This window comes from Adhaeribacter swui (genome assembly GCF_014217805.1).
In the GTDB taxonomy this organism is placed as follows: domain Bacteria; phylum Bacteroidota; class Bacteroidia; order Cytophagales; family Hymenobacteraceae; genus Adhaeribacter; species Adhaeribacter swui.
Genome location: NZ_CP055156.1, coordinates 1,420,834 through 1,435,201 on the forward strand (window position 1 = coordinate 1,420,834; position 14,368 = coordinate 1,435,201).

Consider the following 14,368-nt stretch of genomic DNA (forward strand, 5'->3'; position numbering starts at 1 on the left):
AATTAACCGACACACGGGCCGGTTAACCTGATATTGATTACTATGATAAGTTCCGGATGTATAAATTATCAACTTTCCAGAATTTAAACCTATCCGGCAAACAGAAATTTTTAAATCAGCACAGTAAATTTTTAAATTTTTAAATTTTACTCGAAATGAATGAGGGCTTTGCGGTCTATCTTCCAGAAACCATTTACCTGGCTTAATACGCCGGGTTCGTCGTTTACGATGCGGGTAGCGTTAGTATTGTTCATCTGGTAGGTGCAGGCATCTTTCAACGATAAGTAAGCACTTTCGATGGCGCTGCGGTGCACGCTGGGGTTAGTTACAATCCGGAACATGGCCCGGCTCGGGTCTTTGCGGCTAATCCGGATTTCGTAAATGCTATCGTGTTGCGGTGCATCGTATAAATCCTGCTCGTGAAAACCGCCATTTACCGGAATGCGGGCAAACTTGCTTTGAGGCTTATCGGGAACTGGTACCGGCGCAGCCGCTACCAGATTGGGTGGCGTAAGTAGTTCCTCAATGCTTGCTGAGTCGTCGGGAACAGGAACCGGAGCACTGGTGGGAGCCGGAGGTGGAGTTACCGGAGACTGCACTGCTGCTGCCATTTTTATTGGCCGCTGCGACCCGGATGTACTACCTGAAGCATTAGCCTGCCAGCTTTCCCGCTCTTTGGCAATAGCTCGGTTAATTAAATTTTCTACTGCAGCCATGGTAATTTTACTACTGCTATCGGCGCCGGTGCGACCGGGTAAATTTACCATTTGTGCCAGATTATCAATATCAATGCGCCGCTGGTCAATGCGTTTACTTTGTTTTTTAATTTCTTTGTTGAGCAGGTAAATTAAAACTAAATTGATTAAGCCTAGGGCAATAGCAAGTATAGTCATAGAATTATTTCCGGTTGAGGTAGTTGAATCATCACGTTTAGCCAAAGAGGATAATCTTTCTTCGTCGGTAGCATCTGTATCGGTGCCATCAGGGTCAGTAAACGACCCATTTGCCTGCGCGCTATCAGGATTTGTAGCCACTGCCTCTTGCAAAATGGGTGCTCCTGTAGCGGCTGGCACGCCATAGTCGGCCGCAATTTGCTGCAGTTGTTTGTGCAGGTCGTCTAATTTACGCCGGCGGTTAATATCGTTCATGCGTTGGTCGTTGGTGCGCAAACGGGCGTAAATGCTTTTGACCAAAGTTTTTAACTGATCTTTGGCCGCTTTGGGTTGTTTGTAGAACCCACCGTCTTCAATGGGTTTATATAGCTTTGAATAGATCGACGAAGTAGCATCTTCTTTTTTGATAAGGGCTACAAACTCGGCCATACTGGAAACATTATTGAACTGAGCCGCATTTGGTAAATTTGAATCGCGGTACACAAAATCAGCCGTTTCCGTCCAGATATCCAGTTTAGCCTGCTCCATTTCCGACTGAGCCCAACCTGCCGGCGCGATTCCTAGAAATATCCCAAAAATTAAAATTGCAAGCTTTTTCTTCATTGTACTCTATTTAAAAATCTTATGCAAAGATAGCGCATATAGTTTTTCGCGTTCGGGTTATTGCTAAAAAGAACTACTCCCTTTCATAATTGGTTAACTGGAATTTTAAAAAATTTAAAATTTCAACTATGTTCTCTATTTATTAAACAACTGCATCAATTGGCGCAAGTGTTAAGCAAAGCGTAAGTTGTGCCTATGAACAAGAATCAGTCTCCCGGCTGACGTGTATTAGGTTAGGTACTCGCTGATCCATAAACTGGCTTTTGTCGGTAAGTCCCAAGTCTCCATACGCTAAGACTAACGCCAGTTTACTATTTTTTTAATTTTTAAAATTCTTCATTCATCCTTTATACCGCCGCTTTGCTGGCGTAATGGCGTTCGTACAAATCCCGGGACAGTTGATACAAGGTTTGCTTAAACGGATAGAAGAACAGCGTTTCGGCCAGAACTTCGTCGGCGCGCAGGGTTTGGTGCGTTTGGTTCAGGCCGATGCTTAAGCTATCTTCTACCTCGTTTTGCAGATACGGTAACAAGAAATTCGGGTCGATTTGTACACCTAAATCCGGTAGCATCGACGTAATTTCGGGGTCTTGCAATACCAGTTTCAGGTACGCTTTGGCATTTTCCACTACCGATTGTCGCACCGTTGAATCAATTTGCTCGGTAGTGGTAAAATTACTCCGGATATCCTGCAGTTCCTGACCACCCACCAACTTTACTTCCTGAATATGGCCGTATTCCGTTTGCTGCGCTGAGCCCTGGAACAATACGCCGCCGTTGGCTGTGGCTTCTTTCGGGTTATTAGCCAGAATAATTTTAAAATTTTGCTTGGGTTCGTTGCCGGTTACTTTCCGCAAAATGGTTTTGGTTAAGCGTTCTACTACCAAAAGGTTCGGGCCACCGCTGAGTAACTTTATGTACAAACTGCCTTTCCCGCTGAAACAGAAATACCGGGGCGTTTCCAGTTCCAGATGTTTAATGAGTTGCGCAATGTGGTAGATAATACTCGTGTAATGCAGATAAAAAATAATCCGCAGGTGCCGGGCTTTCATTAACTGGTGACTGAACTTTAACTCGTTGTCGTAGCTAAACAGCAAGCTCACTACGTCGGCGGAGCGGAACTGGTCGTTGTTCATGGCCAATTCAAAAGCCGTGCGGGCTTCCTGCTCCGAGCCAGACACCGGAATATTCCGGCTCTCCTGCCGGTACAGTTGCAGAAAACCATTATACTTTTCGCTGCCGTGCAAACGGCTGTAGCCTTCGCCCCATAAATCGTCGCCGGCAAACCTAAACGAGGTGCTGTACGCCGGTTGCTGCCCTTTCAGGAATAACAAATCGGTAGTACCACCGCCTATATCAATGTTTACCACGTTTTCGTCGCGGTTAGGTACTACCTGGTTAGTGGCTGTGAGATAATAATACGGCGCTACCGATTCGGTGAGCGATACGGTAAATTCAGAAGTTTTAAAAATTTCCTGGTAGGCTTCGTCCCACTTTTGTTTAAATTGGTTCAAAGAGAATAAATCAAAACTCAATGGCCGGAACCAAATCAGGCGGGTATTTTCGATAATGCCGTTGTTGAGCGCTACCTTGTGCTTGATGATATATAATAGCTCCCGGAAAAACGCTTCCACCCGGGCTTCACCTTGGGTATCCAGTTCCAGCGACCACTTTAAGTTTGTTTCGTAACGCGCTTGCTGCACCATCGATACTTCGGCGTTAATCGCAAAGCCGATATTAATGTTACCGAGTACATTTTTCGGTTCATTTGGGAAGTTCGGAGTTTCGCAGGTAGCCGTACGAATCGGGAATTCAAAAATACTCCCCTGCTCCCCGATAAACGACGGCACAAACTCGCGGTTCTGAATGAGTAATACCGGAAACAACTCGCCAAAACCGGCGCGATAACGCTCGTAAACCGTTTTATTTACATCCGCGGATGGACTGTTGAGCAACACCACCTGCATATCGTTTTGGCCAATGGTAAAGGTTTTTGGGTGCGCTCCCTGGGCGTTATTGTAGGCAACGTGGGTGTTGGTGGTACCAAAATCCACGGAAAAAGTAAAAGTCTGCGTTCCCCGATCCAGCTCCGTCCATTTCGGTACAATCAAGCCTTTTATATCCTGACCTTGCGGACAAACCAATTCCACATAATCGAAATGGGTGTGTTTTACCTCGTAGTAAGTAGAACCAGCCGCCGCCGGATTTTTAGAAGTACGTTGGGTTTTAGTAGCACTGCGGCTACCCCCTTGCCCCTCAATGCGGTGGCTACCCACGTAAAAATGCAGGTCGTAGTTTTTGTTTACCAGCGAAGGGGCGGTATCATCGTCCACGAGCATAATTTTGTATAAATCGTTATGCTGCGGCTGATTACGCATTTTGTAGAACGGAAATATTCCCAAACCCACTTTGGCCCGGATGATAGCCCCTTTTTCCGGAATTTCGCGGCCAAACTCGTCTTTTACGTTCTGCGGATTCTGGTAATAGCTGCGCTCGTAGGTTACAAACTGCCCGTTTTGCACCGGTATTTTCAAACTTACTTTTACGTGGTTGATATCGATAGTAAACGTCAGAAACTCGTACAAATCCCGCACTTCAAAATAATCAAAGAAAGTACGTTTAATGGGCAGCAGGTACGGAAACTTATGCTTTACACGGGTATCGGCACCATAGCTGTAGGTAATTTGGCCGGTTTGAAAACGCTCGGTATTTACTTCGTAGGGCAGTTCCACCAGGTATTCTTCCAGGAAATCGCCAATAGTGAGGAATGGGTATTTGTATTTTTTACCCGGCAATACCCGGCTTTCCAGTGGCAACGGGTCTGCCCAAGGTACAGTAGTGGCATTGTCCCAACGCTGCCAGTTAATGTAATTGGCCTCAATTTTTAAATTTGGTTTTAACACAATCGGCAAAGTACCCGGATGCTCTACCCCCGGGCTTATCCGAATGAATAAATCGCTGTTTATTTCGATGCGGTTCGAGCGGGTAGGCAGCGCTACATTTTTTACCAGCACCGGGTTGCCATTCGCATCGGCTAAGGGAATATACTGCGCCTCAAAACTTGCCTGCGATACTTCGCCGCGTAGTTCCATGGCGTTAAAACGGTCGGTTTGTAAATTGGCAAATACGCTGCCGCAGAAATACTTGCTCCGCAGTTCCGGTTTCACCATAAACAAGCCGTACACGAAATCCTGGAAAGCTTTGTCCCGCTCGTGCAGCAATACCGTATTTTTATCGAAATAGTGCCCCCGGGCCTGCGGCCGTTCAATATCCAAAGGCTGTATGGTAGGTGCAGTAAAGAATAACGTAAACGGGGAAGTCCCGCCAATCAAGCGTTCCGCCGCTTCGCCGTTGGGCAAATGGTATTCGTAGTAAATCAGGTATAAATCTGAAAAACCGGTAAATCGGTCATCGTTCAAGAAAAGCCGTAGGGTATCCCCCAGGATTTTAGTAGTTGGGTTGTTGCGCAGGATTTGCAGTTCACTATCGATGTTCCAGCGCCGCAGCGTAATTTTCTTACCGGCCTGGGCGTACTGGTGGTAATTAAAAATCAGCTCGAACAAATCCCAGTAATGCGATACCAGTTCGTGGTAAATAGAATGCCGGTTGCCACTTTTATCGGTATTCACAAAATCAAAGGCCGTCTCGAACAAATGCATCCGGGCAAACGGCGTCGGGATGGAGGTAACAATTTTACTGGCTTTGGCCCCGGTGGGGTCGGTTATATCGTTCAGTTCAATATGCGTTATCGGCGAGGATTGCTGCCAGCCTTCTATTTGCTGTTTTCCTTTATCGTGCAAGCGCAGTACTTTCGGCATAATTCTTATTTTTTAGTCCATGGTCCACAGTCGATAGACCACAGAGTTTTCGTTGTTAATTATTCGCTGCTCGTTGTTCGAGGGATATTTTAAATGTATTCTGGTTAATTGTATTGGGTCAAAGCTCCCCTCCTGTTTTAGGATGGGTTGGGGGTGGTAAAATTTACTTTTATTTCCCCCAATACCGCTGCCAATTGTTCAAATACATCCTTATTCTCAAATCGTAGCACTTTAATATTTAAATTTTTTAAAAATTTTGTTCTCTCCTCGTCCCGTTCAAAACCGTTATCTGTAAAATGGTCTTTCCCATCTAGTTCAATCGCTAGCTTTTCTTCCGGGCAGTAAAAATCCAGAATATACTTATTAACGCTGTGTTGTCTTCTGAATTTCCTTCCAAGTTGACCGTTCTTTAAATGCTTCCATAATTCAGCTTCGGCTGGGGTTAAATTACTCCGGTTCTGGCGGCGCAGATTTTTTAAATTTTGCTGGTTATGGATACGTTCTAGCATCTTCATCTGTCTTAGTCAACCACCCCTAACCCCTCCTTAGCCAAGGAGGGGAGCTTTGTTAATCTTTAAATTAAGCATTTTACTAAGCCACAACTTGCGAAAATTACATCTTTGCTAATTCAGTAAAGATATAAGTTCCCCTCCTTGGATAAGGAGGGGCAGGGGTGGTTGACTTTTAGTTATTCTCTATGTCCATTTTTATATCTCTAAGCTTACCTTTTACAGCCTTAATCTCCCCTTACACCGTCTTCACCTTCTCACTAAACGCCTTCTCCGTAACCCGGTCGAAGAGTTGGATGAATTTGCGGAAACGGTCTTGTTCGGGAATTTGCTTTTCGGCGGCATCGAGTTCGTTGCGGAAGAAACCGTGGCTAATGCCTTTATCAAAAATATTCCAGGACTTAGTGATAATTTCTTTGCCTTTAATTAATTGATTAAAATCGTCGGTGCTCAGGTTGAAGGGGGCAAAGCTGCGCTGGTTGCTGTTTAGTTCGCGGAGCCAGTTTAGGAAACCATAATCCGGGCTGTTGATAATTTTATCTAAATCTTTAAATAAGCTGTCTTTACCGAGTAAATTCTGTAATTCCAGATTTTTAAAATACGGCGAATCCCTATCGTCTTTTAACTGATTATTAAAGTATTTGGCAAAATACAGGAAGCGGCTCAGGCTCTCGGCAATTTTTTCTTTTGATTCCGGTGCCAGGTGGCCAAACTGAACTTCGCGGGTATCTTCGGTGAAACCGTATTCGTGGTAAAGCGTGCCGGCACTAAAATCACCCGCATTGTAATCCATGAAGTCCAAAACGGCAAGCGCGCTGAGTAATTCTACTAAATGCGCTTTGTTTTGCTGACCGCTACCGCCCGGCTGGTTCTGGTACGGTGCATCGGGAGTATCGGCAATGTAATACAAAGCTTCCAGGCCTTTCAGGTGGTGCTCGTAATACGATAAAGCCGCGCGGGTTTTGGTGATAAACGTGTTGGAATCAATAACGCTGCCATCTTCGGCTTGCAAAGCAAAATACGGCAGCACGGTAATAGCGCCGGTTAAAGCGTCCTGAATGTAGCCGGCGTTAGCCAGCGGCGCTTGTTGGTCTTTCAGGTTTTTAAGTAACAGCGGAAAACCCGCCGCTCCGGTACCACCGAAAATAGAACTGATAAAAAAGATACGGTCGCCTTTCTGGAAGTTCTTGGCAAAATACTGAATCTCGGGCGAATCGACTATTTTATTCAACACCACACTGCCGACATTCGGGCTGCCCCGAAAACCAATGGTAAGCAGACTCTCCAGGTTATCTTGGGTAAACAATAACTCTACAACGCTTTTGGTACCCGGCGACAAAGAATGATAATTAATGTAATCGCGAAAACGTTGGTTAATACCGCCAAAATCGTACACAAAAGTATCCTGCACCGCACCATCGTTATCGTTGGCAATGTTGGATAAAGTGCTGATGTCGGTTTTAAAAAAACCTTTGTCGCGGAGGCCTAAGTGCTTTTGGATGCGCTTGTAGGTTTTTAGTAACTCCACCGTGCGGTTCATGTCGCCGTTTTGTGCGTCCGGGTCGATGATGATGGGCACTACGCGCTCGCAGTTTTTAATTTCGGCACCCGCCGCCAGCAACATGGTCAGCGACCGGATTACCCGCGAACCCGTTCCGCCAATACCGAATATGAATAGTTTTGCCATTTTTTAGATTTTGGATATTCGATGTTAGATATTCGACTTTCGTGTTTTCTCTAAGCATCAATACATGCTTATTTCAAATTTTTACCTGCTATAAGCAGGCCCTTCCTATTTTTATTTCTACTTTATCGCGAGCGTCTTCGCTCGTGAGGCTTATCGTCCGGCCTCTGGCCGGTTGGAATTTGTTGCTGATTTGCTTTTAATTACTGCTTATCAGTTCGCCCGGCCGGAGGCCTACCAGATAGTAGACACGAGCGTGGACGCTCGCGCCAGCCAATCGCCTACAGAAATTTTTAAAATTTTAAATTTTTAAAAATTTCAACTTTCCAACCTTCCAACTTTAAAACTTTCCAACCTGCAACTTGCAACCTGTAACCTGCACCCAACCTAAAACCTGACCGGGGTAGTACTGGCTCCCCGGGACCAGCGTCGAAGTAAGAACGAAAAAATCAGGTAAAATAAGGCCCCGTACAGTGCATTTATCGTGGCAAACCGGTAAACGTAGTCGCCTTCCACTTCTTTGCCGTGGGCGTAATTAACGGCGTAGGCGAAACCAATAACCGCACTAATTATCATAAACAAGGCCCAGTGCCACGCTTTCCGGAAAAATGCGATAGGTAGCCAATGATTAATAACGTAATAAAAAATAACCATCATGGCCAAGGCCGCCAGTACGGTTACCAAGCCTACGTTCGGAAAAATTTCGTTCCAGTAGGTAGGGCGCGCTTGCGGTGGTTGGGGCGGCGATAAAAATAATTGGTAGATAAATTTAAAAAATCCGGGTAGCATGGTTTTCTTTTAATTTGAATGTAAACAGAAGCAAGTGATACAATTAGCTTGCCTCCGCAGTTAAGTTTTTATTCTTTTTTGGCCTGAATAGTAGCGGTAAAAACAGTATTATTTTCGGTGCTGTATGCCCGTTCTACGCCTGCCACAATACCGGCTAACTGAAAAGTTTTGGCGCCGTCATTGTTCATCTGGCTATCGTCGGTGGTGGTGCGGTTTTGCACCCAGGCGGGCCGCTGGTTTTGTAAACTTAGTAGCAACTCTACTTCGGGGGCCGCCATTTTCGAAAATTTAACTTTTACAAAATGCGAGTACGGTTTTAAAGGATTGGTATTTTGGCCCGCTACGCCTTTCTGCGTTTTAAATTGAGCCGCCGTATAAATAGCGGTAATTTGCGCGTCGGAGTTGTCGGCTTGTATTTTTAGATTTTTCTTCAGGTAAGGCTCGTTGGTATACGACGCTGGCAGTTGCGTTAAGTTTAAACCCACTACCATTTCCAAAGGAGTATTCAGGTCGCTAACGGTAATTTCGTGGCAAGCATTATTGCTGCTGTTGCAGTACCAATTACCCACCGGCAAATATTTATCCAGTACCGAATAAACCGGCTCCGGGAACGCAAAGCCCAGGTGTATTTCGTCGGCAAATTTACCCGTCATTACCTGGCGGTTAAATAATTGCACTTGCTCCGGTTTGCCCATTACCCATACATAATAAGGTACCTCGGTGGCGCAACAGTTAGGAATAGTCTTGTGATTAATTTTTACGGCCGGGTAAAACGTACCTTTAAAATCGGAAGTGGCACCAAAAATAGAAACCGCCTGGCCTTGTTGCTGCGCTTTGGCAATTACCTGGTAAATATCGGTGGTCACAAAGTTTACGGCACGGCCATTGGCGGGCGCGTAAATAAAATCCGAAATGAACACGTTTACTCCGTTGGGTTGGCTGTAATTCGAAATAATAGAATCCAGCATAACCGGAATAGTACTGCTGCTGGCGGTTGCTTCTAAACCGTAGCGTAAGTGTTTGGATACTTGGCTATAATTAGCGGGTGCTATTTTTTCGCTTACTTCGTAAAATTGCTTTTTGCCTAATTGGTTATTTTGCTGCACCGTAGCCAGCAAAGCATCCAGGGTTTCCTGAAACTGGGTAATCTGGCCGCCGCTACTGGCCGGCATAAAACCTTTCATACTCCCCGAAATCTCCAGGAAAACATTTACCTGCCCCACGGTAGCAGCGGAGGGCGCTTTGGTTTTAGTTTTGGTAGTGGCAGTTTCTTCGGTGGTAGTGCTATCGGAAGTGGCTTCGTCCTTACTGCCCGAGGAACAGGCACTTAAATTAATAGCCCCCACCACAGTTGCTGTAAATAAAAAATTTTTAAAAAATTGCCGCTTTCTCTTCGACATGGATGGCGATTAAGGTGGATGAATTGTTTAACGTAAGTATTTAGATAATGGGGTACCTGTCTACGCACTAACGAATATAGGTGTTCTAATATTTCTTAAATCCCGCATGATTCTCTGCTTAATTTTCTGGCCACATTTGGCCGATTCCAGCTCTGGCTTCCGCGCGTTTTCTGTTTTAGTTTAGTTGGTTTAACTTATTAGCTTTAAAACTATTGTTTTCCTATAACTGCCCTTGATTTTTAAATTTCAACCTATTCCGGACTGTTATATCATCTGCCACAGTTTTTAAATATTTTTAAATCAGAAATGGTAGATGTACCTCAACCTCAATTCGAAACAACTAACCTGTTTCCTGCTTCGGGAACAACTACCGGAAAATGTAAATTATTTACTGGAATATACGTATACTCTTCGTTGAGCACCCACATTGGTTGGTAAAAAGTAAAATAAAACCTGTTGTATTTGCTTACGCTAAACTGCAGCGGCCATAAAACACCTTTTGCATTAGGCTTTTACCCGGAACAACACCGGACAAATATAATCTGGTTAATTTTACTTATTATTGTTTAATTAAATGCTCAGACTGAACTTAAATTTTAAAAAACTATGAAACGATTATTGCTTTACTTCTTTGGCTTTATTATTCTGGCTTCGCAAACGTCGTGCGGCTACAACGATATGGTAGCGAAAGACGAAAATGTAGCGTCGAAGTGGGCGCAGGTACAGAATGCCTACCAACGCCGCGCCGACCTGATTCCGAATTTGGTAAATACCGTGAAAGGCGCTGCCAATTTTGAACAAAAAACCTTAACCGATGTAACCGAAGCCCGTTCTCAGGCCACCCGCATTCAGCTAAGCCCGGATGATTTAACCCCGGAAAATATTGAGAAATTTCAGGCGGCGCAGGCCCAGCTAAGTGGTTCCTTGTCGCGGTTACTGGCTACCGTAGAGAGTTATCCGCAGTTAAAAGCCAACCAAAACTTCCTGGAACTGCAAGCCCAACTGGAAGGCACCGAAAACCGGATTTCCGTGGAACGCATGAATTTTAATAACGCCGTGCAGGATTACAATACCTACATCCGGTCGTTCCCAAGAAATATTTTTGCCGGCTGGTTTGGCTTCGAACGCAAAACCCCATTCGCTGCCGACCCTAACGCCCAACGCGCTCCCGCAGTTACTTTTTAAGTAGCAACGCTACTTAAAAAGTAACTGCGGGAGTTAAGAGTTATGAGTTAAAAGTTATGAGTGGTAAAATTTAGTAACCACAATACATAACTTTTTAAAAGCCCGAACTGCGGTTATTACGTTTAGTTTGCCTTGGTTTGCTCAATTAATAGTAACTCATAACTCTTAACTTTCAACTCATAACTTATTAAAATGAAAGAAGACATTACGGCGGAAGACGAAGCCCGGATTGTGGCGGCCATTGCGGAAGCGGAAAAAAATACTTCCGGCGAAATTCGGGTGCATATCGAAAATACCTGTAAAGGCAATGTGCTCGACCGGGCTACAGAGGTGTTTGCTTATTTGCACATGCACCAGACGAAACTGCGCAACGGGGTTTTGTTTTACGTGGCCTTTAAAAGTCACCAGTTTGCGGTGCTCGGCGATGCGGGTATTAACGCGGTAGTACCCCCTGATTTCTGGAAAGAAGTAACCGCTTTGGTTATTCAGCATTTTAAACAAGGCCAGTATGCCGAAGGCTTAAGCAAAGGCGTATTAATGGCCGGCCAGCAGTTAAAAGCGTTTTTCCCTTACGCCGGCGATGCGGCCGATACCAACGAATTGCAAAACGACATTTCCTTCGGGAAAGATTGAATTACAGTATCAGGTAGTAAGTAGCAGGAATCAGGAATATAATTAATTGATTTTTATTAGTTGCTACTAAGCTCTTGCTACTTGATACTTACTACCTGCTACTAATTATGAAAAAATACTTTTTTCTGTTTTTAACTTTTTTCAGCGTTGCTCTGGCTTGGGGTCAGGATAATGCCGGCATTCCGCCCCGGCCCAATCCGCCGCGACTGGTAAACGATTTAGCGGGCATCTTGAGTCCGGATGAAGTACAAGCCTTGGAGCAGAAGCTGGGTAATTACAACGATACTACTTCCACTCAGATTGCTGTGGTTACGGTTAAGTCCATTGGGCCCTACGAAATAGCCGATTATGCTTACCGGTTAGCCGAAAGTTGGGGTATTGGCCAAAAAGGTAAAAACAACGGTATTTTAATTTTAACAGCGGTAGATGAAAGAAAAGTAAATATTTCCACCGGCTATGGCATGGAAGCATTGCTACCCGATGCCTTAGCCAAACGCATTACCGAGTATACTTTAAAACCCAACTACAAAGCCGGTAATTACTACCAGGGCTTGGATGAAGCCACCAATTTAATTATTGATATTTTTAGCGGTCAATACAAAGCCGATCCACGCGATACCCGCGGCGATGGTGAGTCCGGCGGTTCGTTCTGGCTGATTATTGGTATTCTGGCCTTAATTATCATTTTTAGTATGTTCCGACGTGGTGGCCGAGGTGGCCGGGGTGGCGGCGGCATGCGCACGTTGGGTGGCGGTTTCTTCCCGCCGGTTATTTTCGGTGATTTTTCTTCCGGTCGTGGTCCATTTGGGGGTGGTGGCGGCTTTGGCGGAGGCGGTGGTGGTTTCGGTGGCTTTGGCGGTGGCTCCTTTGGGGGCGGCGGTGCCAGCAGCGATTGGTAAAATTTTACGGCTACTCTTTCGTTAAGCCTCTGGTGCTACCTTAATTTTAAATTTATTAAGCACCCTACAAATCTTTAAATACATTCTTGCGCGCAGGCAGCAAGCGCCTTATTGGTTGTTTGGTCCGGATTGTTACTAAAAAATAACAACTACTTATCGGGCCAGGTACCTTATTTTACCAGACTAAAAATGCCAACTATTTTAAAAACCTATGGCTTGCGCTTTTTCTTTTTCAGCAACGAAGCCACAGAACCAGCTCATATTCATATAGAAAAAAACAACGCCTACGCCAAGTACTACCTGGCGCCAGTAGAACATGCTACCTCTTTTGCCTTTAATGCGAACGAACTAAGTCATATTCGCAACCTGGTACAACAGCATCAATCTTTATTTTTAACTAAGTGGAATGAATTTAGCAGCAAGTAAAAAGATAACCGTTACCGTTAACCAGGTTTGGTTCGCCCAAGATAAATTATACGTTTTGCTCAACGATGGCCGTGAGTTAGGTATTCCGCTGGAATGGTTTCCGAAGCTAAGTACCTGCTCCGACGAGGAACGCGCTAAATGGCGATTGATCGGTAACGGCATTGGTATTGCCTGGGAAAGTTTAGACGAAGATTTATCGGTTGCGGCTTTGTTGTAAGTTCTCGCAATGATGAAAATTTAAAAAATTCAAATTTTCACCATTACTCCTTATTTCCAAAATAGTATTAAGGTTAGCGGGTAGGTTTTTGCCCGAAAGGCACTGTTAAACCCAGAAAAGGAATAGCAATAAATGTATCTATCTCGGAACCCGTCGGAAGAACTAAACCAAAGTCCAGACCTACTTTTTTAATTATTCGCCGGCCACCACAAGTTATTAGCCCAATAGAACCATCAGCACTACCAATTAAGTAATTTTCCGTTAACAGATAACCCCGATTTCCGGTTCGCAACATGCCGCTTAAGGTAAAAGTAGGCGTACGCGCCCAATCGCCGCCCGCATACCCGTAGCCTAATCCTAAACTAATATTTTTATCGCGGGAGCCCAAGGTAGTAATACCGTACACAATACCAAACCCGGCAGATTCTTCGCCCATTACCGTACCTACTAATGCTCCGGCGCCCACATTAAACTTATCTTTCACTACCGGAAAAGAAACTTTGGGTAGCACCCAAACCGGCGTAGAGGTACCAAACAGAAACAATGGCACGGTACCTAAACCAATCGAAACATTATCGGTAATTCCTACGCTAATCTGGTTAACCACTACCATAATATTTTGGTAATAACCTTCGCCGGCCCGCAATCCGTAGCCGTTTGGCGAAAACAAATACCGGGTACTTTGCGGGTTATCAAACCAATAAGTGCCGTTTTTTAAATTTTTAGCGTTTACAGTAATCATAGTTTTAATATCTGGTCGCGCAATCCGGATAGTACCCAGTTTTTCGGTTCTTAATTGAATTCCTGTTGAGTCTTCGATTATAATTTTACCGAAATACTCGTTGCCATCGGATGTTTCAATGCGGTAAAGGCCAGTAGTATCGGTGGCCGTTTGGGCTGAAGCCTGTTTGGCGGTAAGGCTTAAGAGCAGCACAGCCAAACTTAAGAGTACTATCTTTACATAACAAGCCATGCTTTTTATCCGTTAATTTAAAAATAGATCCGGTTCTTATTACTATCAATCTGGGGCGATCAATAACCACAATGCTTGCCGCAAGCGCAACAACTTACCAGCTTAACACTCCATTAATATAGTAAATTTCAAATAAATTCAAAAATTCACTCTTGCTTTTGTTGTGATTACAAAATTGCAAATAGCTCATCGGTAAATAATTGTTTATAAACAGGTAAACCATTCATCTCCAGAATAAAACCTGAAAAATATTCCTTTACGCAGAAGCTATGTAAATCATAAAAATTGCATTTTTGCCAACCACCCGGCCCGAATACCGTTTTATAGGTAAGTTTTTGA

12 protein-coding genes are annotated in these 14,368 nt (G+C 44.5%); 5 read left to right on the forward strand and 7 right to left on the reverse strand.

The window, feature by feature from the left end; all coding sequences use genetic code 11:
* Positions 1–146 precede the first annotated feature (146 nt).
* From HUW51_RS06750 to HUW51_RS06775, 6 genes are all read right to left on the reverse strand, one after another.
* Positions 147–1,496 (reverse strand): hypothetical protein, encoded by a 1,350-nt coding sequence (locus tag HUW51_RS06750; protein WP_185273218.1) that lies wholly within the window; start codon positions 1,494–1,496, stop codon positions 147–149.
* 347 nt (positions 1,497–1,843) lie between these two features.
* Positions 1,844–5,314 carry a hypothetical protein gene (locus HUW51_RS06755; protein WP_185273219.1) on the reverse strand — a complete coding sequence of 1,157 codons (3,471 nt, stop codon included), beginning with the start codon at positions 5,312–5,314 and terminating at the stop codon, positions 1,844–1,846.
* Between the two features lie 137 nt (positions 5,315–5,451).
* Complete coding sequence (locus HUW51_RS06760) at positions 5,452–5,829, reverse strand: endonuclease domain-containing protein (protein ID WP_185273220.1); 378 nt, start codon at positions 5,827–5,829, stop codon at positions 5,452–5,454.
* A gap of 232 nt (positions 5,830–6,061) precedes the next feature.
* Positions 6,062–7,510, reverse strand: coding sequence for a hypothetical protein (locus HUW51_RS06765; RefSeq protein WP_185273221.1), 1,449 nt, complete (start codon positions 7,508–7,510; stop codon positions 6,062–6,064).
* Positions 7,511–7,894: 384 nt separating this feature from the next.
* Positions 7,895–8,296: a hypothetical protein gene (locus HUW51_RS06770; protein ID WP_185273222.1), complete on the reverse strand. Its 402-nt coding sequence runs from the start codon at positions 8,294–8,296 to the stop codon at positions 7,895–7,897.
* Between the two features lie 68 nt (positions 8,297–8,364).
* Positions 8,365–9,696 carry a hypothetical protein gene (locus HUW51_RS06775; protein WP_185273223.1) on the reverse strand — a complete coding sequence of 444 codons (1,332 nt, stop codon included), beginning with the start codon at positions 9,694–9,696 and terminating at the stop codon, positions 8,365–8,367.
* Positions 9,697–10,302: 606 nt separating this feature from the next.
* Here HUW51_RS06775 and HUW51_RS06780 point away from each other — a divergent pair.
* The 5 genes from HUW51_RS06780 to HUW51_RS06800 all read left to right on the forward strand — a co-directional run bounded on the left by HUW51_RS06780 (position 10,303) and on the right by HUW51_RS06800 (position 13,056).
* Positions 10,303–10,881: a LemA family protein gene (locus HUW51_RS06780; RefSeq protein WP_185273224.1), complete on the forward strand. Its 579-nt coding sequence runs from the start codon at positions 10,303–10,305 to the stop codon at positions 10,879–10,881.
* 192 nt (positions 10,882–11,073) lie between these two features.
* Entirely contained in the window at positions 11,074–11,514 is a 441-nt protein-coding gene (locus HUW51_RS06785) for a TPM domain-containing protein (RefSeq protein WP_185273225.1), read from the forward strand.
* A 107-nt stretch (positions 11,515–11,621) separates the two neighbouring features.
* Positions 11,622–12,413 (forward strand): TPM domain-containing protein, encoded by a 792-nt coding sequence (locus HUW51_RS06790; protein WP_185273226.1) that lies wholly within the window; start codon positions 11,622–11,624, stop codon positions 12,411–12,413.
* 189 nt (positions 12,414–12,602) lie between these two features.
* Positions 12,603–12,839: a DUF4160 domain-containing protein gene (locus HUW51_RS06795; RefSeq protein ID WP_185273227.1), complete on the forward strand. Its 237-nt coding sequence runs from the start codon at positions 12,603–12,605 to the stop codon at positions 12,837–12,839.
* Positions 12,820–13,056, forward strand: a complete 237-nt coding sequence (locus HUW51_RS06800) for a DUF2442 domain-containing protein (protein WP_185273228.1) — start codon at positions 12,820–12,822, stop codon at positions 13,054–13,056. The genes HUW51_RS06795 and HUW51_RS06800 overlap by 20 nt, the downstream gene beginning before the upstream one ends.
* A gap of 73 nt (positions 13,057–13,129) precedes the next feature.
* Here the strand turns inward: HUW51_RS06800 and HUW51_RS06805 are convergent, their stop codons facing one another.
* Positions 13,130–14,029 (reverse strand): hypothetical protein, encoded by a 900-nt coding sequence (locus HUW51_RS06805; protein ID WP_185273229.1) that lies wholly within the window; start codon positions 14,027–14,029, stop codon positions 13,130–13,132.
* Positions 14,030–14,368 lie beyond the last annotated feature (339 nt).

Excerpts from the sequence above, each read along its gene's own strand:
- HUW51_RS06750 (WP_185273218.1), bottom strand. The coding sequence starts at position 1,496 with ATGAAGAAAAAGCTTGCAATTTTAATTTTTGGGATATTTCTAGGAATC.
- HUW51_RS06755 (WP_185273219.1), bottom strand. The coding sequence starts at position 5,314 with ATGCCGAAAGTACTGCGCTTGCACGATAAAGGAAAACAGCAAATAGAA.
- HUW51_RS06760 (WP_185273220.1), bottom strand. The coding sequence starts at position 5,829 with ATGAAGATGCTAGAACGTATCCATAACCAGCAAAATTTAAAAAATCTG.
- HUW51_RS06765 (WP_185273221.1), bottom strand. The coding sequence starts at position 7,510 with ATGGCAAAACTATTCATATTCGGTATTGGCGGAACGGGTTCGCGGGTA.
- HUW51_RS06770 (WP_185273222.1), bottom strand. The coding sequence starts at position 8,296 with ATGCTACCCGGATTTTTTAAATTTATCTACCAATTATTTTTATCGCCG.
- HUW51_RS06775 (WP_185273223.1), bottom strand. The coding sequence starts at position 9,696 with ATGTCGAAGAGAAAGCGGCAATTTTTTAAAAATTTTTTATTTACAGCA.
- HUW51_RS06780 (WP_185273224.1), top strand. The coding sequence starts at position 10,303 with ATGAAACGATTATTGCTTTACTTCTTTGGCTTTATTATTCTGGCTTCG.
- HUW51_RS06785 (WP_185273225.1), top strand. The coding sequence starts at position 11,074 with ATGAAAGAAGACATTACGGCGGAAGACGAAGCCCGGATTGTGGCGGCC.
- HUW51_RS06790 (WP_185273226.1), top strand. The coding sequence starts at position 11,622 with ATGAAAAAATACTTTTTTCTGTTTTTAACTTTTTTCAGCGTTGCTCTG.
- HUW51_RS06795 (WP_185273227.1), top strand. The coding sequence starts at position 12,603 with ATGCCAACTATTTTAAAAACCTATGGCTTGCGCTTTTTCTTTTTCAGC.
- HUW51_RS06800 (WP_185273228.1), top strand. The coding sequence starts at position 12,820 with ATGAATTTAGCAGCAAGTAAAAAGATAACCGTTACCGTTAACCAGGTT.
- HUW51_RS06805 (WP_185273229.1), bottom strand. The coding sequence starts at position 14,029 with ATGGCTTGTTATGTAAAGATAGTACTCTTAAGTTTGGCTGTGCTGCTC.